A 16825-nucleotide genomic window follows, 5' to 3' on the forward strand; every position below is an offset into this window, starting at 1 on the left:
CGCCCCGGTGGCAACATCCGATTGCGGCCCCATCAACAGGGCGCGCGGTCAAATATCTGATAGCGCTCACTTTCCCTGGACCGCGCGTTGCTTTGCGAATATGGCAGGTTGCGCAGTGCAAAACGAGCAACTGGAGCTGGGAATGAAGCGAATCCTGATCGGCCTGATCGTCGCGGCCGTGGTGGCCGCGGGCGGATGGTTCGGCTTCAATCTCTACGCAAAGCATCGCGTCACCGCCGAGATCGAGGCGGCTTTCGAGCAGATCCGCTCCAGCGGCGGCAAGGCGAGCCACGGCAAGGTGGCGTTCGATCTGACGAGTCGGACGTTGACGATCGAGGATATCGCGGTTGAGCCTGCCAACCAGCCACAGGCGCATGTCAAGATCGCCGCCATCAAGGGCGTTGGCATCCGCCAGGTCGAGGAGACACGCATCGCGGCCGACAGCATCGATGTCTCGGGCTTCGAGGTCGCGCTCGACGAGGTCGGCCCCGGGAAGCTGAAAGTCTCCTACAAGGTCCCGCAGTTGACCATGCGGGATTACGTCGGTCCCATTCATGCTCAGAACGCGCCGGCGTCAGGCTCCCTGATCGACATGTACCGTTTCGTGCTCGACCAGTACGCAAACGTGACGGCTTCGTCCGTGATAGCGCCAACCCTCGCAGTCGCCTTCGATGCGGGCAAAAGCGCCGGAGGCAGTGGCGAGGTCGTCTATTCGGGCCTCGCGATCCAGAAGCTCGGCCAAGGCAAGATCGCCGCGATCAAGGCGGAGCGCGCCAGTTTCACGATCAACGTGCCGCAGCCGGGCAAGGCGGACAAGCTGACCGGCGAGGTGTCCGACATCATCATCAATGATTTCGATTCGATTGCGATCGCCGCTGCGCTCGATCCCCAGAAGGCCGACGACGACAGCTATCATCGTATCTACGGGCAGATGTCCAGCGGCACTTATGTCGTGACCTCGACGCTCGGCATCCGAATGCAGGTCGACGGGATCGCCATCACCGACATCGCGGTGCAACCATCGAAATTCCGGCCCGCCGAGATCCTGGCGCTGCTGCCGGCGGACAGCTCGGCCCCGCCGACGCCGCCGCAATCGCGCGAGATCATGGAAAAGCTCGCCGGGTTCTATGAAGGCCTTCGCGTCGGCAAGATCGAGATCGGCACCATGTCGATGACGACCCCGCAAGGGACGCCCCGGCTTAGGTCCATCAGATACCAAGAGGGCGAGTTCGCGCTCGAAGGCCTCGATGCGCCGACGCCACAAGGGCAAATCAAGATGGAGCGCTTCGCACTCAAATCGTTCAGCATCACGAACCTTATGCGGTGGGCGGCGAGCCTCACCCATCCCGGACAGCCGCCCTCGCCGGCTCAGATGCTGGGCCTGTTTGGCGTGCTCTCGGGCGCGGAGATCAAGGGCGTGACCGCGCCGTTCAAGACCACCAAGAAGCTGGTCATGATCGACACATTGAGCCTGGACTGGGGGCAGATGGTCGGCTCGATCCCGAGCAAGGCGCATGTGGTTGCCAAATTTGTCACGCCCACAGATCCTTCCGATCCGAAGCAGCTTCCATTGCTAGCCGCCGGCTTAGACAAGCTCGCGATCGACCTCGATCTCGGCGCTGTCTGGACAGAATCGTCAAAAGGCTTCGTTCTGACGCCAGCGACCCTCGACATCGGAGGGGTCGCAAGAGCGCAATTGCATATCGCGCTCGGCAACGTACCACGCGAGGTGTTTTCGGCCGATCCGGCCCAGCTCATGGGCCAGGCGGCCCGGATCGAGGCGGGCACGCTCGAATTCTCATTGCGCGACAGCGGCGTCGTCGATCTCGTCGCGGCACAGTTCGCGCGCATGCAGAATGTCAGCCGCGATACCGCACGCCAGGCGCTCGTCGAGAGCATCAAAGCTAAACGGGAGCAAGTTGCTTCCGCCAATCCGGATGCGAACGCGGCCGTGGACGCGATCGCCCGCTTTGTCGAGACGCCGGGCCAGACGCTTTCCATCAAGCTGTCGCCGCGCGCCAAGGCCCCGCTGCTGCAATTGATGCAGCTCTTGCAAACCGACCCACAGAGCGCGCTTGCGCAGTTCAGGATCGAGGCGTCGACGGGGCTGTAGGGGACGACGCTGCGCGCGGGGACGGCAGTTGGAGCGGCGAAAATCCCTCCCCGTCATTGCGAGCGAAGCGAAGCAATCCAGAGTCCCTCCGCGGAAAGATTTTGGATTGCTTCGCTTCGCTCGCAATGACGATGTGGAGACAGCCTCACTTCTGCGGCAGATTCACCTTCACATGCAGCTCGCGGAGCTGCTTGGTGCTGGGCTCCGACGGCGCGCCCATCAGGAGGTCCATGGCCTGCTGGTTCATCGGGAACAGCGAGATCTCGCGCAGATTGTTGGTGCCGCACAAGAGCATGACGATGCGGTCGACGCCGGCGGCCATGCCGCCATGCGGCGGGGCGCCGTACTGGAAGGCGCGGTACATGCCGCCGAAGCGATCGACGACTTCCTGCTCGCCATAGCCGGCGATCTCGAACGCCTTCACCATTGCTTCCGGCACATGGTTGCGGATACCGCCCGAGGCGATCTCGTAGCCGTTGCAGGTGATGTCGTACTGGAACGCCTTGATGGTCAGCGGGTCCTGGCCCTTCAAGGCATCGAGACCGCCCTGCGGCATCGAGAATGGGTTGTGCGAGAAGTCGACCTTCTTGTCTTCCTCGTTGTACTCGTACATCGGGAAGTCGACGATCCAGGCCAGCTCGAACCGCTCCTTGTCGGTAAGGTTCAGCTCCTCACCGACCTTGTTGCGGGCCAACCCTGAAAACTTCCAGAACTTGTCGGGATCGCCGGCAACGAAGAACGCGGCATCGCCTTCCTTCACGCCGATTTGTGCGCGGATCGCGGCGGTGCGCTCAGCACCGATGTTGTTGGCAAGCGGACCGGCACCTTCGCCGCCCTCGCGCCACATGATGTAGCCGAGGCCGGGCTGGCCCTCGCCCTGCGCCCATGAATTCATGCGGTCGCAGAAGGCGCGCGAGCCGCCACCCGGCGCCGGGATTGCCCAGACCTGGTTCTTGGGGTCCTCCAACATGCGCGCGAACACCTTGAAGCCGGAGCCGCGGAAGTGTTCGGAGACGTCCTGCATCTCGATCGGGTTGCGCAGGTCCGGCTTGTCGGAGCCGTATTTGCGCAAGGCTTCCGCGAACGGAATCCGGCGCCAGCCCTTGGTCACCGGCTTACCCTTGGCAAACTCCTCGAACACGCCGGTGATGACAGGCTCCATCGCGGCGAAGACGTCTTCCTGCGTGACAAAGCTCATCTCGACGTCGAGCTGGTAGAACTCGCCCGGCAGACGATCCGCGCGCGGGTCCTCGTCGCGGAAGCAGGGCGCGATCTGGAAGTAACGATCGAAGCCCGACATCATCAACAGCTGCTTGTACTGCTGCGGCGCCTGCGGCAGCGCATAGAACTTGCCGGGATGGATGCGCGACGGCACCAGGAAGTCGCGCGCGCCCTCCGGCGAGGATGCGGTCAAGATCGGCGTGTTGAACTCGAAGAAGCCCTGCCCCTCCATCCGCCTGCGCATCGACTTGATGATCTCGACGCGCGTCATGATGTTCTGATGCAGCTTCTCGCGACGCAGGTCGAGGAAGCGGTACTTGAGGCGGATGTCTTCAGGGTATTCCTGGTCGCCGAACACCGGCAGCGGCAGGTCGCCGGCCGGGCCCAGCACCTCGATCTCGCTGACATAGATCTCGATCTTGCCGGTCGGCAGATCGTCATTATCGGTGCCTTCGGGGCGGCGGCGGACCTTGCCGTCCATCTTGACCACGAATTCCGAACGCAGCTTCTCGGCCTGCGAGAACGCCGGCGAGTCCGGATCGACCACGCACTGGGTCAGGCCGTAATGGTCGCGCAGGTCGATGAACAGCACGCCGCCGTGGTCGCGAACGCGATGGACCCAGCCTGAAAGGCGGACCGTCTCGCCGATGTTGCTCTCGCGGAGCGCGCCGCATGTATGTGACCGGTAGCGATGCATGGTCGTTCCAAAATCAATGTCGGAGGGGTCGAATCGAGTAGGCCAAATGGCCTATCCAAAAGTTCGGCAGGGTTTACCCGACGAGGCCCCAAGCGGCAACCAAGGGAACGCCCTGTTTTCGGCTGGAAGTGCCCATTTTTGCCCAATCCGGGCTCAAGCCTTTGCCATCCGGCGTTCCACGCCTATCTTGAGGCCATGACAGTCCATTTCCCGTTCCAGAACTCCTATTCGGCGCTGCCGGACAGCTTTTTCGCCCGTGTCGCACCGACGCCGGTGGCGGCGCCCCGGCTCATCAAGCTGAACCGGCCGCTGGCGGTCCAGCTCGGGCTCGATCCGGATGTGCTGGAGACCCCTGAGGGCGCCGAAATCCTGGCGGGCAAGACGGTTCCCGCCGGCGCCGATCCGATCGCCATGGCCTATGCCGGCCACCAGTTCGGGAATTTCGTGCCGCAGCTGGGCGACGGACGGGCGGTGCTGCTCGGCGAAGTCATCGACAAGGATGGCATCCGCCGCGACATTCAGCTCAAGGGCTCGGGACCCACCCCGTTCTCCCGCCGCGGCGACGGTCGTGCCGCGCTCGGGCCGGTGCTGCGCGAATACATTGTCAGCGAAGCGATGTTCGCGCTGGGCATTCCGACCACGCGCTCGCTCGCCGCAGTCGTCACCGGCGAGCACGTCATCCGCGAAACCGCGCTGCCCGGCGCGGTGCTGACCCGCGTCGCCTCGAGCCACATCCGCGTCGGCACCTTTCAGTTCTTCGCCGTCCGCCGCGACACTGACGCGATCCGCCGGCTCGCCGACCATGTCATCGCCCGCCACTATCCGGATCTGATCGGCAGCGAGCGGCCCTATCACGCCCTGCTCGCCGGCGTCGTCGCGCGCCAAGCCAATCTGGTCGCACGCTGGCTGCTGGTCGGCTTCATCCACGGCGTGATGAACACCGACAACTCGTCGATATCAGGCGAGACCATCGATTACGGTCCGTGCGCTTTCATGGATTCCTATAATCCGGCGCAGGTGTTTTCCTCGATCGACGAGATGGGCCGCTACGCCTATGCCAACCAGCCGCGCATCGCACTGTGGAATCTGACCCGGTTGGCCGAATGCCTGCTGCCGCTGTTCTCCGACGATCAGGAAAAGGCGGTCGCCGAAGCCCAGGACATTCTCGGCGCCTTCTCCGAGACGTTCAGCGACGCCTATCAGGCGGGCCTACGCAAGAAGGTCGGCCTGTTCACGGAGCGCGACGGCGACGATGCGCTGATCCAGGACCTGCTCGACGCCATGGCGAAGAACCAGGCCGATTTCACCCTCACCTTCCGCAAGCTTGGTGACGCCGCTGGCGATCCGACAGCCGACGATGCACGCGCCCAGTTCATGGACCCCGCCGCCTTCGACGAGTGGGCCAGGCGCTGGCACGAGCGCACGGCGCTTGAGCCGCAAACCGCAGCCGAACGGCAAGCCGCCATGCACGCCGTCAACCCGATCTTCATCCCGCGCAACCACCGCATCGAGGCCGTGATCCAGGCCGCGGTGAATGATGACGACTACGCGCCGTTCGAGGAACTTGTGAAGGTGCTGGCGAAACCATTCGAGGATCAACCGGACTACGCGGCATACGCCGATCCCCCGCTGCCGGAGCAGCGGGTGTTGCAGACGTTTTGCGGGACGTAAAACTCGGTGCGTAGGGTGGATTAGCCGAAGGCGTAGCGAGCAGAGCTTGTGGACGCCTGGCTCCACCGGAACCGCTGTCATCAAACTGAAACACTCGCACTCTAACGGCCTGTCAGGGTCGTCTTGCCGGAGGCGCCCACCCTCCAACGATCCTGACAAGCGCCATGCCCTTCAAATTCATCCACGTCACCGACACGCATCTCGCGAATCCCGGGCTGAAGCTGTATGGCCTCGACCCGCGTGCCCGACTGGACGCTGCGATTGCCGACATCAACGAGCATCAGTCCGATGCGGCTTTCGCGGTCGTGACCGGCGACCTCACCCATTGGGGCGAGCCGGAATCCTACGCCAATTTCGCAGACGCAATGTCCGCGCTGAGAATCCCGTACATCGCCATGGTCGGCAATCACGACCGCCGCGTCAGCTGCCTCGATAGCCTGAAATCCGCCCCGCGCGATCCGAATGGTTTCGTGCAGGGCACGCGCACCACCGAGCACGGCCTGTTCGTCTTCCTCGACACGCTCGACGAGACCAGCCACGCCGGCGAGATGTGCGCCAAGCGCCTGGGCTGGCTCGCAAGCACGCTCGCGGCCGCGCCGGCGGACATGCCGTTCGTGGTCTTCATGCATCATCCGCCGTTCCCGGTCGGCGTGCACGCCATGGACGAGATCGCGTTGAAGCAAAGCGCGGAGTTCGCCGAGGTGATCGCGCCCTACCGATCGCGCATCCGCCACCTCTTCTTCGGCCATGTGCACCGGCCGATCTTCGGCAGCTACGGCAAAATTCCGTTCTCGACGCTTCGCGGCACCAACCACCAGGTCTGGTTTGAGCTCGACGCCGCCGCGGCCGAGCATCTCGCCAGCCATGAGCCGCCGGCTTACGGCGTGGTGCTGATCGACGGCGAGAACCTGGTCGTGCACAGCCACGACTTCCTCGACACCAGTCTGCGCTTCCCCTTCGAGCCACCGGCGGGAGTGGACGGCCGCGACTATGCGCTCACTTTCCCGGCGCAATGAGATGAGCTTCGCAGAATCCGCGGCTCTCCCGGTCGCGGCGTCGGCGCCGGCACGCCTTCACATCGTAAGGCGGTTTTGTCACCGCTTCAAAACGTCGCTGCCGGCTTATCTGCTGCTGCTGCCCTCGCTCGTCTTCCTCGCGCTGTTCACCTATGGCGCGATGGGCCGCGTCCTCGTCGACGCGCTCTATCAGCGCGCCACGCCCAGGGCGCCGGTTCGTTTCGTCGGTCTCGACAACATCGCAGCGGTGCTTGCTGACCCGGCCTTCACCGGCGCGGTCGTCAACAATCTCGTTTATGCCGTCGGCACGGCGATCCCCAGCATTGGCCTCGCGCTGCTGTTCGCGCTGGCGCTGTCGCGCACCAACGCGTTGACCAGTGCACTGCGCGCCGCGCTGTTCCTGCCGGTGCTGATCCCGATGGTCGCAGCGTCCGCGCTGTTCCTGTTCATCTTCCTGCCCAATGTCGGGCTGCTCGACTATTACATCGGCCGTTTCCTGCCGGTGCTGCCGAACTGGCTCGGCGATTCCGACATCGCGCTCTATGCGATCATGGTCATCACGATCTGGAAGAACGCCGGCTACTACATGCTGTTCTTCCTGGCCGGCCTCCAGGCGGTGCCGGGAGACGTCATGGAAGCCGCACATCTCGACGGCGCCGGACCGTACCAGCGACTGCGCCACATCATCCTGCCGGAACTCAAGCCCACCTTCCTGTTCGTCACGGTCATCGCCACGCTCAACGCGGTCACGCAGGTCGACCACGTCTTCGTCATGACCAAGGGCGGGCCGTCCAACGCGACCAATCTCGTGCTGTTCTACATCTACCAGCAGGCGGTCGAGCATTACGACATCGGCAAGGCCTCGGCAGCGACACTGCTGACGCTTGCGGCGCTGATGGGCCTCACCGCGCTCTCCTTCCGGACGATGGCGAACCGCGAGGGCGGCTCATGAAGCTGATCGACTGGCTGCTCAAGGACGCCCCGCTCGCCACCCGCCGCGAGATCACGCCAAAGCTCGGTTTTGCGCTGACCGTGCTGCTCGCGGTGGTCTGGCTGATCCCGTTCCTGTGGACGGGCGTGGCGACGTTGCGTCCGGCATCCGACGGCATCAATCTGATGGCCGAGCTGATACCGAGCCTGAAGCCGACGCTCGACAACGTCAGGGACGCCTGGGAAATCGGCGATTTCCCGCGCTACACCCTCAACACCATCATGATCTGCACCGGCATCCTCCTGGTGCAATTCGTCACGATCACGTTGGCGGGCTTTGCCTTTGCCCGGCTCGACTTCGCGGGCAAGACGCTGATCTTCTATCTGTTCCTGATGCAGCTGATGCTGGTGCCGGTGCTGCTGATCGTGCCCAATTTGAGCCTGGTGGCGCAGCTCGGCCTCTACGACACGCTCACCGGCGTGATGATGCCGTTCTTCGCTTCCGCCTTCGGCACCTTCCTGATGCGCCAGGCGTTCGAGGCTATCCCGACCGAGCTGGAAGACGCTGCCCTAATCGACGGCGCCAGCCTGCTCCAGCGCATCCGCCACATCTACGTGCCACTGTCGATGCCGAGCTTTTCCGCCTTCGCGATCATCTCGGTCACCAGCCACTGGAACGACTTCCTGTGGCCTCTGATGGTGATCAACTCGCCGGACAAGCGGCCGCTCACGGTCGGGCTCTCGGTGTTCACCGCGACCGCCGAAGGCACGCAGGCCTGGGGCACCATCGCCGCCGGCACGCTGATGGTGATCGCACCGCTGCTCGTCACCTTCCTGATCTTCCAGAAACGCTTCATCAGCTCTTTCGTCACCTCAGGCATCAAATAGGAGATTTCTCGATGCTGTTTTCCCGCAGGCTCATGCTTGGCCTTGCCATCGCAGGCACTTTGGCAAGCGCCCTCACCTTTCCGGCGCTGGCCGAAGGCCCGACCGAGATCGACCTGTTCTTCCCGGTACCCGTCGACGGCAAGCTCGCCCGCGACATGGGCACCCTGATCAAGGAATTCAACGAGACCCATCCCGCGATCAAGGCGACCGCCGTCTACACCGGCTCCTATGACGACACGCTGATCAAGACGCGCGCCTCGATCAAGGCCGGCAAGCCGCCGGCTGCCGTGATCATGTCGGCGAACTTCCTGCTCGATATGCAGATCGAGAACGAGCTCACGAATCTCGATCCCTTGATCGCCGCCGACGGCACCACCAAGGAGCAGTTTCTGGGCCAGTTCTTTCCGGCGCTGCAGGGCAACGCGGTGATCAACCGCTCAGTCTACGGCGTGCCATTCCATAATTCGACGCCGCTGCTCTACATCAACGCCGACAAGGCCAAGGAAGCGGGCCTCGATCCGAGCAAGCCGCCGCAGACCTGGGCTGAATTGACCGACTGGGCCAAGAAGCTCACCAAGCGCGAGGGTGACAAGGTGATCCAATGGGGCATCGCGATCCCCTGCGCCTACGATTATTGCGGCTGGATGATGGAAACGCTCACCATGACCAATGGCGGGCGCTACTACAACGAGGAGTTCGGCGGCGAGGTCTACTACGACACGCCCTCGATGCTGGGCGCGCTGACCTGGTGGAACGACCTCGTCACCAAGCACAAGGTTCACCCGCCCGGCGCGACGCCTGGCCCGGCCGTCAGCACCTCCTTCATTTCCGGCAATGCCGCGATGATGATGCTCTCGACGGGCTCGCTGACCTATGTGCGTGACAACGCCAAGTTCGCCTACAAGGTCGCGTTCATCCCGCGCAACGTCCGCAACGCCGTGCCGATCGGCGGCGCCTCGCTGATCGTTCCGGCGGGCCAGGAAGCTGACAAGCAGAAGGCCGCCTGGACGCTGATCAAGTGGATGACCTCGCCCGAGAAGAGCGGCTGGTGGAGCCGCGCCACCGGCTATTTCGCCCCCAACATGGCCGCCTACAAGACGCCTGACATGGTGGAATTCCTGAACAAGAACCCGGACGCCAAGACCGCCGTCGAGCAGCTCGACGTCGCAAAACCGTGGTTTGCGACCTACAAGACCGTGCCGGTGCGCAAGACGCTGGAGGACGAGGTGATGCTCGTCCTCAACGGCAAGAAGCAGCCGAAGGAGGCTCTCGTCGCCGCCCAGAAGGCCGCCGACGAGACGCTCAAGCCGTACAACGCGGAGACCTCGCTGAAGCTGCCGTAAGGCGGGCAACATCGGCACGACAAGCCTCGGCGCTCCGTCATGCGGGGCGCCGCAGTCGTTTCTTGAAAGACCATCTTGGCCGACAGAATGGCGGTCAGGCCTAGGCCACCTCTCCGCAGCACACTGGAGGTATGCGATCGATCCTGCCATGCTGGCATGATGAGCACAGACATCTGGGACCGCGTCCACACCGTCAACAAATATTACGACGGGCCAGAACTCGGCGTTGCTGACTATCTGGGAAAGCCGCACGTCTACGAAAGGCAGTTCGACGCGGAGAGAGACGACTACTCGTCGCGCTTCCTGCTGAGCCCTATCGATCCGGATTTGCTTTCGTTGGTGCTGGAAGATTGGGAGATCTGGCTGCGGTGGGACAGTACCTACCGGCAGGGAAAGACTCCCCACAAAACCCACCCCGCCCTGCCCGAAGACCGTCAACGTCACGACGAACTCACGAAACTGATCGGCGACCGCCTCAAGGTCGATCCTGAGCACGGCCTCAGCAAATGGGCCCGGTTCAAATCCGAAAAAGTTCAGTGGGTCGACGCGCCGACGGAGCCTTTGGCCGGGGCGACTGACTGATCCACCAGAGCCCCCGTTAACCCCCCGTCCACCATCCGGCCCACCCTCCCGCCGGTAACCACGAGCATTAACAGACCCTCAACGCACCCCAGACAAGTTTAGCAATGTTTCTGAGGGGTTTTGCCGTGGATCTGTTGGTTTTCGAGTTCCTGGGGCTGGCGCTGGTCGCCATGTGCGTGGTCGTGGTGGCACTGCCTTGCGCGCGCAAACCCTCCCGGCGGGTCCGCTACGAATAGAATTTTCGTCGGAAAATGCGATTCCGGCCCAAATGCAAGGCTCGAATTCGCTTCGAGCCCCTTGACATCACAGCGCTTTCGGCAGAACGGCTGATGGACTTGTCATGGGCCGTTCATGGATTTGATTACCACCACCGCTGACCTTGCGGCTGCCTGCAGCCGGCTGGCCAAGCACCCCGTCATTACCGTCGATACCGAGTTCCTGCGCGAGACCACCTACTACCCGCTGCTGTGCGTGGTGCAGATGGCCAGCGCCGAGGAAGCGATCGTCATCGACACCCTGGCTGCCGGCATTGACCTCAAGCCGTTCTTCGAGCTGATGGGCAACGAGGGCGTGTTGAAGGTGTTCCACGCCGCCCGCCAGGACATCGAGATCATCTGGCACCAGGCGGGCATCATCCCGCACCCGGTGTTCGACACCCAGGTCGCGGCCATGGTGCTCGGCTACGGCGACAGCATCGCCTACGACGCGCTGGTCGAGAAGGTCACCGGGCACCGCCCGGACAAGACTCATCGCTTCACCGACTGGTCGCGCCGGCCGCTGACCAAGGAGCAGATGCACTATGCCGTGTCCGACGTCACGCATCTGCGCGACGTCTTCGCAGCGCTCGATGGCGACCTCAAGAAGCGCCGGCGCAGCGAATGGGTCTCGATCGAGATGGAGGTCCTGACCTCGCCCAAGACCTACGACTTCCACCCCGAGCGCGCCTGGGAACGGCTCAAGACGCGGGTGCGCAAGCCCAAGGACCTCGCAGTCCTGATGGAGGTCGCCGCCTGGCGCGAGCAGGAGGCGCAGAGCCGCGACGTGCCGCGCGGCCGCGTGCTGCGCGACGAAGCCGTCAGCGACATCGCGACCCACGCGCCGAATACGATCGAGAAGCTCGCAAACCTCCGCTCCGTGCCGAAGGGTTTTGAGAAATCCAAATGGGGCGCCGACATCGTCGCCGCCGTCGAGCGCGGGCTGGCGCGGGATCACGCCACGCTGCCGAAGCTGGAAAAGCCGCGCAACAACAACAATGGCGCCGCGATCGTCGAGCTGTTGAAGGTGCTGTTGCGCATGACCGCGGAGCGCCATGCGGTCGCCAGCAAGGTGATTGCAACCGTCGACGATCTCGAGGAGATCGCGGCCGACGACGAGGCCGACGTGCCGGCGCTACGCGGCTGGCGCCGCGAGCTGTTCGGCGAGGCCGCACTGAAACTGAAGCGCGGCGAGCTGGCGCTGGCGGTCGAGAAAGGCCGCGTGATCGGGGTTCAGCGGGCGGAATAGGCCCCGATCCGTCTCCGGTGTCGTCCTGGCGAAAGCCAGGACCCATACCGCGAAATCTATCGTGGCGGGCGGTAGCCGTACCTAACGACCAATCTTCGCCAAACCCCTCCCTGTGGTGATGGGTCCTGGCTTTCGCCAGGACGACACCGCGGGTGTGGTGAGCCGCTCCGCTCGCGTTGAAACGCTTCCCTTACGCCGGCGTCAGCTTCGCGACTTCCGGCTTCATGTCGTCCAGCACACCTGAAATCGCCGCGATCAGCTCGTCGATCTGGGCCTTGGTGACGATCAGCGGCGGGCAGATTGCGATGGCGTCGAGCATGTTGCGCGAGATCACGCCGCGCTCCTGCAGCATGCGGCTGGCCATGCCGCCGACGGCGCCCGGCGTCGCCGCCGCGGTCTTGCGCGCCTTGTCCAGCACCAGCTCGATCGCAGCGATCATGCCGACACCGCGGACCTCGCCGACCAGCGGATGGCTGGTGAGCTCACGCAGCTTGCCTTGCATGTAGCCACCGAGCTCGGCGGCATGCGCAACCAGGCCCCGCTCCTCGATGATTTTCAGATTCTCCAGCGCAATCGCCGACCCGACCGGATGGCCGCCCGCGGTGAAGCCGTGGCCGAGCACGCCGATCTTGTTGCTCTCGTCGGCGATCGGCTCGAACATACGATCGTTCATCATGATGGCCGACAGCGGAAAATAGCTCGAGGTGATCTGCTTGGACACCACGATCGCGTCGGGCTTGATGCCGTAGGTTTCGCAGCCGAACATCTTGCCGGTGCGGCCGAAGCCGCAGATGACCTCGTCGGCGACCAACAGGATGTCGTATTTGTTCAGCACCTTCTGGATCTTGTCCCAATAGGTCGCCGGCGGCACGATGACGCCGCCCGCGCCCATCACCGGTTCGCCGAAGAACGCCGCGATCGTGTCCGGGCCTTCCTTCTGAATCAGCGCATCGAGCTCCTCGGCCCGCCGCGTAGCGAAGGCTTCCTCGCTCTCCCCGGGCGCGCCGTCCTTGTAGAAATGCGGCGAGCCCGTGTGCAGGATGTTCGGGAGCGGCAAGTCGAAAGACCGATGGTTGTTCGGCAGCCCGGTGAGGCTGGCGGACGCAATCGTGACGCCGTGATAGGCGCGCATCCGGCTGATCACCTTCTTGCGCTGTGGCTGGCCGAGCGCATTGGAGCGATAGGCAATCAACTTCAGAACGGTGTCGTTGGCCTCCGAGCCGGAGTTGGTGAAGAAGACCTTGCTCATCGGCACCGGCGACAGCGCCACCAGCTTCTCGGCGAGATCAATCGAGGGCCCGTGCGATTTGGCGGAGAAGGTGTGATAGAACGGCAGCGCCTGCATCTGCTTGTGCGCGGCTTCGACCAGCCGCTTCTCGTTGAAGCCGAGCCCGACGCTCCACAGGCCTGCCATCGCCTCGAAATAGCGCTTGCCCGAGGCGTCGAACACGTAAGGGCCCTCTCCGCGTTCGATCACCAGGGGACCGGCCTGCTGATGGGCGCGCGCGTTGGTGTAGGGATGGAGCTGGTAGGCCACATCCCGGGCCTCTTGCGAATTGGGCAACATGGACATTTGCAGGCATCCTTGAAAGCGTCACGTCGCCGGCGCGGCCAGCGTCATCACGCGATGATCCAGCTCCTTGGCTATTGCCACCGCGCAAAACTTGCAACGTCAATTCGTCGGCACCAAGCGCTCAGCAGCGTTGCACAAAGCCGCACATCGGGCAGCTGTCACGCCGCGCCGTCGTCATTTCCATCGCTATCGGCGGCAGCGGCCTCCCGCACCTCCACCAGCGCCATCGAGAGCAGATACACCGTCGTGGGCAGACCAAGACGGCGCGCCGCCTCGGCGGCACGCGACAGGTCGCTTGCCAGCTCCTCGAGCTGATCTCCCCGTGACAATGTCCCACTCCATCCGTCGATCGCGGCCGCCTACACCGCAACGGCGCCGCTGGTTCTGATCAGTTCGGCGCTGGACTGGATTGTAGCAAAATTCCCGATCACATTCACTACCGCATGCTTGTAGGCGGCAGCATCGCCGGTCCCCGGCTGCCGGCAGGCCACCGCGTCGGCCACTACCTGGAAGCGATGACTGCGGTGAAACCCGTCGATGGCGGTGGCCAAGACAGTTTCGTCCAGGGAAAAACCCGCGAGCACGCAACGGACATTACGGATATTGGACATGTAGTCCACAAACCGCGACGAACTATAGGCCGACGGCAGCGGGTGCTCGAACGTCATTTCTCCAGGCCGCGGCTTCGCCTCCGCGATCCAATCGGTCAGCTTGGATGCCGGATTGAACCAGGCCGCCTGCGCGATGCGCTTCAGATGCATCACCGGCCAGAGATTGGCGCGCCAGAACGTCAACAGTTCCACGCAGCGCGCTGTCGCGGCGTCGCCGTCGAGGATGACGTGGCGACGGCCGGGGGTCAGATATTCGGCCTGGAGATCCGCGCAGACCAGGATCGGCGGATCGTCGGTGATGGAAACCAGCATGGTTTTGCGCGCAGCTGCACCAGTTTCAACGGCCAGCGAGCGCGACGTCCCGCAGCGGCGACGTCACGGCCCGTCCTGCCGAGGCGTCGAGCACGCCCGGCCGGTCCCAATCGCCCTCGGGTCGGATGATCACGTACGGATCGCTGTCCAGCGTAATGGCATCCGGGCCCGGTTCGATCTCCAGCAGCATTTCCGTGTAGGAGAAGTCGGAGAAAGTGATCTTGCGATTGTGGCCGAGCGGCTTGGCGCCGAAATGGGCCCAGAAGTCGACCAGCCGATCCTGCGCCTGGCCGTAGATCTTGCGAAAGCCCTTGCGCTTCACATAGTCGACGCTCGCCTGCACCAGCTTGAACGAGACGCGCGAGCGCCGATATTGGTGCCGCACCGCAAGTCGTTCGACCTTGGCAAAATCGCCGAAGAACCGCACTCGCAGACAGCCCGCAGGCTCGTTGCCGACATAGCCGATGAAATGCGCAGCGACCATGTCGTTGCCGTCGAACTCCTCGTCGAACGGGCAATCCTGCTCGGCGAGATAGACGGCTGAGCGGATCGAGGTGACCAGCATGAGATCGCTGAGATCGCGTGCGAGGCGAATGGTGATGGCGCGGGAATCGGGCTTCGCGAGAGGAATCCTAGTACCGTGCATCTGCAAAACTCCTTGCTTGAATGATCGCGCCCGGCATGCGCATCGGCTGCCGATGCCAAGGCCGCTCGTAGCACCAGAGGTCGGGTTGGAAGCTTGGAACAGGCTCGAATCCTGTCGCCTTCATGATGTCGCGTCCGGCCACGGTTGACGGCTGCGCATAGCAATCCGCGTTGCGAAACCTTAGCTGCCTCAGATGAGCCGCGGCCTTGCCGAGACCGGCGACGCCGCGCCCCGTCGCCGCGATCGCCCAGATGTAGATGGCGGAAACGTCTTCCTTCGCGGACGCGAGATGGCGCGTCTCCGGCGCGGTGAGGCAGATCTCGTCGAGCAGCAGCGCATCATGCCCGTGATCGTTGAGAAACAGGAAGGCCATGCCGCCGACGAGGTTGCCCTTCCGGCTGAAAGTCAGGATGCTCTCGGGATCGAAGGCGAAATATTTTGCAAGCTCCGCCGCCCCGATCCGAACACCCGGCACCAGCCGGTGCGCCAACTGCGAAAGCGCGGCGATTTCGGAAAATTGGGCGCGACGGACGTCGACATCCGGACTGAGCGGCAGTGCGTCGAAATCATGCCTTGCGGCAAACGAGCCCCTTTCCATAGCCATGTCACCCCTCTATCGTTTGCGGCTTTCGTGCCCCGCTATGACCAAGAGCTTAGCGGCTGGGGATCAGGCGTATGCAACAGTTATTGCACCGGGGTGCTGCGGTGATGCAGCACCGTGAAGAAGCCCTGGATATGTCCTGGGACGATTTGAAACTGTTTTTAGCTTGCGCAAAATATAAAAGTTTCCGCAACGCCGCTGATGAGCTCGGGCTCACCTCCACCACCCTGATGCGCAGGATCGACCGGCTCGAAGAGAGCATCGACTGCAAGCTGTTCCTGCGCGACCAGAGCGGGCTCACGCTCAGCGACGAAGGCAGCGCGATGATCGCCGACGTCGCGCATATGGAGCGTCATGCCTTCAACGTGTTCCGGCGTGCTTCGCGATCGTCGAACGACATGTCAGGCACCGTGCGCGTCGCGGTGACGGAAGGCCCCGGCAATTTCTGGATCCTGCCGCGACTGATCGACTTCCAGAAGACCTATCGCAAGATCACCGTCGACCTGCGCTGCGCGATGGAACAGGCCGACGTCGCGCGGCTCGAATCCGATATCGCGATCCAGCTCGAGCCACCGACCAATCCCGATCTGATCGTCGCCAAGCTCGGCCGGCTGCACATCTATCCCTTCGTCTCCAAGGAGTACGAAAACCTCTACGGCGTGCCGGCGAGCCTGGCCGAGCTGAAGAACCATCGCATCATCAAGCAGAGCGCCCCGCAGGTCGACGACGGCGCCTACGCCCGCGTGCTCGGACTGAAGTCGCTCGAGGGCATCGTCGGGATCAAGACCAATTCCTCGGTCGGCGTGCTCTATGCGGTGGAGCGCGGCGCGGGCATCGGGTTCCTGCCGACGGTCTCGATCGCGCTTGGCGCCCCGCTCGTTGCCGTCGATCTCGGCGTCAGCCACCACGCCGATCTCTGGCTCACCTATCACAAGGAGTTCCGCGCCTCCGAGCGCCACAAGATCGTGGTCGATTGGCTGAAGAAGATCTTCGATCCCAAGATCCATCCCTGTTTCCGCGACGAGTTCATCCACCCGAACGCGCTGGCGCCGATGATGACGGCCGCGCGCGAGGGCTTTGGATTGACGGGTTATGTCGCGGCAATGCCGACTTGAAGC

General features: G+C 63.6%; 15 protein-coding genes. 9 read left to right on the forward strand and 6 right to left on the reverse strand.

What is annotated here, in order from left to right; genetic code table 11:
• Nucleotides 1–142: 142 nt before the first annotated feature.
• Entirely contained in the window at nucleotides 143–2113 is a 1971-nt protein-coding gene (locus tag ACVIN2_RS04325; RefSeq protein WP_456764625.1) for a hypothetical protein, read from the forward strand.
• 145 nt (nucleotides 2114–2258) lie between these two features.
• Here ACVIN2_RS04325 and aspS read toward each other — a convergent pair whose 3' ends face one another.
• Entirely contained in the window at nucleotides 2259–4031 is a 1773-nt protein-coding gene (aspS, locus tag ACVIN2_RS04330) for an aspartate--tRNA ligase (protein ID WP_456764626.1), read from the reverse strand.
• A gap of 195 nt (nucleotides 4032–4226) precedes the next feature.
• Between aspS and ACVIN2_RS04335 the strand changes: the two genes are divergently transcribed.
• From ACVIN2_RS04335 to rnd, 7 genes are all read left to right on the forward strand, one after another.
• A complete protein-coding gene (locus tag ACVIN2_RS04335) occupies nucleotides 4227–5702 on the forward strand; it encodes a protein adenylyltransferase SelO (RefSeq protein ID WP_456764627.1) in 1476 nt (491 codons plus the stop codon).
• 164 nt (nucleotides 5703–5866) lie between these two features.
• The gene (locus ACVIN2_RS04340; RefSeq protein ID WP_456764628.1) at nucleotides 5867–6718 is read left to right on the forward strand and encodes a phosphodiesterase; all 852 of its coding nucleotides are present in this window, start codon (nucleotides 5867–5869) and stop codon (nucleotides 6716–6718) included.
• A 1-nt stretch (nucleotide 6719) separates the two neighbouring features.
• Entirely contained in the window at nucleotides 6720–7670 is a 951-nt protein-coding gene (locus ACVIN2_RS04345; RefSeq protein WP_456764629.1) for a carbohydrate ABC transporter permease, read from the forward strand.
• The gene (locus ACVIN2_RS04350) at nucleotides 7667–8536 is read left to right on the forward strand and encodes a carbohydrate ABC transporter permease (RefSeq protein WP_456764630.1); all 870 of its coding nucleotides are present in this window, start codon (nucleotides 7667–7669) and stop codon (nucleotides 8534–8536) included. Before ACVIN2_RS04345 ends, ACVIN2_RS04350 begins: the two co-directional genes overlap by 4 nt.
• Before the next feature lie 11 nt (nucleotides 8537–8547).
• Nucleotides 8548–9879 carry an extracellular solute-binding protein gene (locus ACVIN2_RS04355; protein WP_456764631.1) on the forward strand — a complete coding sequence of 444 codons (1332 nt, stop codon included), beginning with the start codon at nucleotides 8548–8550 and terminating at the stop codon, nucleotides 9877–9879.
• 156 nt (nucleotides 9880–10035) lie between these two features.
• Entirely contained in the window at nucleotides 10036–10461 is a 426-nt protein-coding gene (locus tag ACVIN2_RS04360; RefSeq protein WP_456764632.1) for a hypothetical protein, read from the forward strand.
• Between the two features lie 351 nt (nucleotides 10462–10812).
• The gene (gene rnd, locus ACVIN2_RS04365; protein ID WP_456764633.1) at nucleotides 10813–11964 is read left to right on the forward strand and encodes a ribonuclease D; all 1152 of its coding nucleotides are present in this window, start codon (nucleotides 10813–10815) and stop codon (nucleotides 11962–11964) included.
• Between the two features lie 190 nt (nucleotides 11965–12154).
• Here rnd and ACVIN2_RS04370 read toward each other — a convergent pair whose 3' ends face one another.
• The 5 genes from ACVIN2_RS04370 to ACVIN2_RS04390 form a co-directional block, all read right to left on the reverse strand.
• Nucleotides 12155–13537, reverse strand: a complete 1383-nt coding sequence (locus ACVIN2_RS04370; protein ID WP_456764634.1) for an aspartate aminotransferase family protein — start codon at nucleotides 13535–13537, stop codon at nucleotides 12155–12157.
• 158 nt (nucleotides 13538–13695) lie between these two features.
• Entirely contained in the window at nucleotides 13696–13866 is a 171-nt protein-coding gene (locus ACVIN2_RS04375) for a hypothetical protein (RefSeq protein ID WP_007609402.1), read from the reverse strand.
• 30 nt (nucleotides 13867–13896) lie between these two features.
• Nucleotides 13897–14460: an isochorismatase family protein gene (locus tag ACVIN2_RS04380; RefSeq protein ID WP_456764635.1), complete on the reverse strand. Its 564-nt coding sequence runs from the start codon at nucleotides 14458–14460 to the stop codon at nucleotides 13897–13899.
• A 25-nt stretch (nucleotides 14461–14485) separates the two neighbouring features.
• The gene (locus ACVIN2_RS04385) at nucleotides 14486–15106 is read right to left on the reverse strand and encodes a GNAT family N-acetyltransferase (protein WP_007591919.1); all 621 of its coding nucleotides are present in this window, start codon (nucleotides 15104–15106) and stop codon (nucleotides 14486–14488) included.
• A complete protein-coding gene (locus tag ACVIN2_RS04390) occupies nucleotides 15093–15710 on the reverse strand; it encodes a hypothetical protein (RefSeq protein WP_456764636.1) in 618 nt (205 codons plus the stop codon). The genes ACVIN2_RS04385 and ACVIN2_RS04390 overlap by 14 nt, the downstream gene beginning before the upstream one ends.
• 71 nt (nucleotides 15711–15781) lie before the next feature.
• On the opposite strand from ACVIN2_RS04390, the gene ACVIN2_RS04395 reads away from it, so the two are divergent.
• Nucleotides 15782–16822 carry a LysR family transcriptional regulator gene (locus tag ACVIN2_RS04395; protein ID WP_456764637.1) on the forward strand — a complete coding sequence of 347 codons (1041 nt, stop codon included), beginning with the start codon at nucleotides 15782–15784 and terminating at the stop codon, nucleotides 16820–16822.
• Nucleotides 16823–16825 lie beyond the last annotated feature (3 nt).

It is taken from the genome of Bradyrhizobium sp. USDA 3650, assembly GCF_054057395.1.

Excerpts from the sequence above, each read along its gene's own strand:
- ACVIN2_RS04325 (WP_456764625.1), top strand. The coding sequence starts at position 143 with ATGAAGCGAATCCTGATCGGCCTGATCGTCGCGGCCGTGGTGGCCGCG.
- aspS (WP_456764626.1), bottom strand. The coding sequence starts at position 4,031 with ATGCATCGCTACCGGTCACATACATGCGGCGCGCTCCGCGAGAGCAAC.
- ACVIN2_RS04335 (WP_456764627.1), top strand. The coding sequence starts at position 4,227 with ATGACAGTCCATTTCCCGTTCCAGAACTCCTATTCGGCGCTGCCGGAC.
- ACVIN2_RS04340 (WP_456764628.1), top strand. The coding sequence starts at position 5,867 with ATGCCCTTCAAATTCATCCACGTCACCGACACGCATCTCGCGAATCCC.
- ACVIN2_RS04345 (WP_456764629.1), top strand. The coding sequence starts at position 6,720 with ATGAGCTTCGCAGAATCCGCGGCTCTCCCGGTCGCGGCGTCGGCGCCG.
- ACVIN2_RS04350 (WP_456764630.1), top strand. The coding sequence starts at position 7,667 with ATGAAGCTGATCGACTGGCTGCTCAAGGACGCCCCGCTCGCCACCCGC.
- ACVIN2_RS04355 (WP_456764631.1), top strand. The coding sequence starts at position 8,548 with ATGCTGTTTTCCCGCAGGCTCATGCTTGGCCTTGCCATCGCAGGCACT.
- ACVIN2_RS04360 (WP_456764632.1), top strand. The coding sequence starts at position 10,036 with ATGATGAGCACAGACATCTGGGACCGCGTCCACACCGTCAACAAATAT.
- rnd (WP_456764633.1), top strand. The coding sequence starts at position 10,813 with ATGGATTTGATTACCACCACCGCTGACCTTGCGGCTGCCTGCAGCCGG.
- ACVIN2_RS04370 (WP_456764634.1), bottom strand. The coding sequence starts at position 13,537 with ATGTCCATGTTGCCCAATTCGCAAGAGGCCCGGGATGTGGCCTACCAG.
- ACVIN2_RS04380 (WP_456764635.1), bottom strand. The coding sequence starts at position 14,460 with ATGCTGGTTTCCATCACCGACGATCCGCCGATCCTGGTCTGCGCGGAT.
- ACVIN2_RS04385 (WP_007591919.1), bottom strand. The coding sequence starts at position 15,106 with ATGCACGGTACTAGGATTCCTCTCGCGAAGCCCGATTCCCGCGCCATC.
- ACVIN2_RS04390 (WP_456764636.1), bottom strand. The coding sequence starts at position 15,710 with ATGGCTATGGAAAGGGGCTCGTTTGCCGCAAGGCATGATTTCGACGCA.
- ACVIN2_RS04395 (WP_456764637.1), top strand. The coding sequence starts at position 15,782 with ATGCAACAGTTATTGCACCGGGGTGCTGCGGTGATGCAGCACCGTGAA.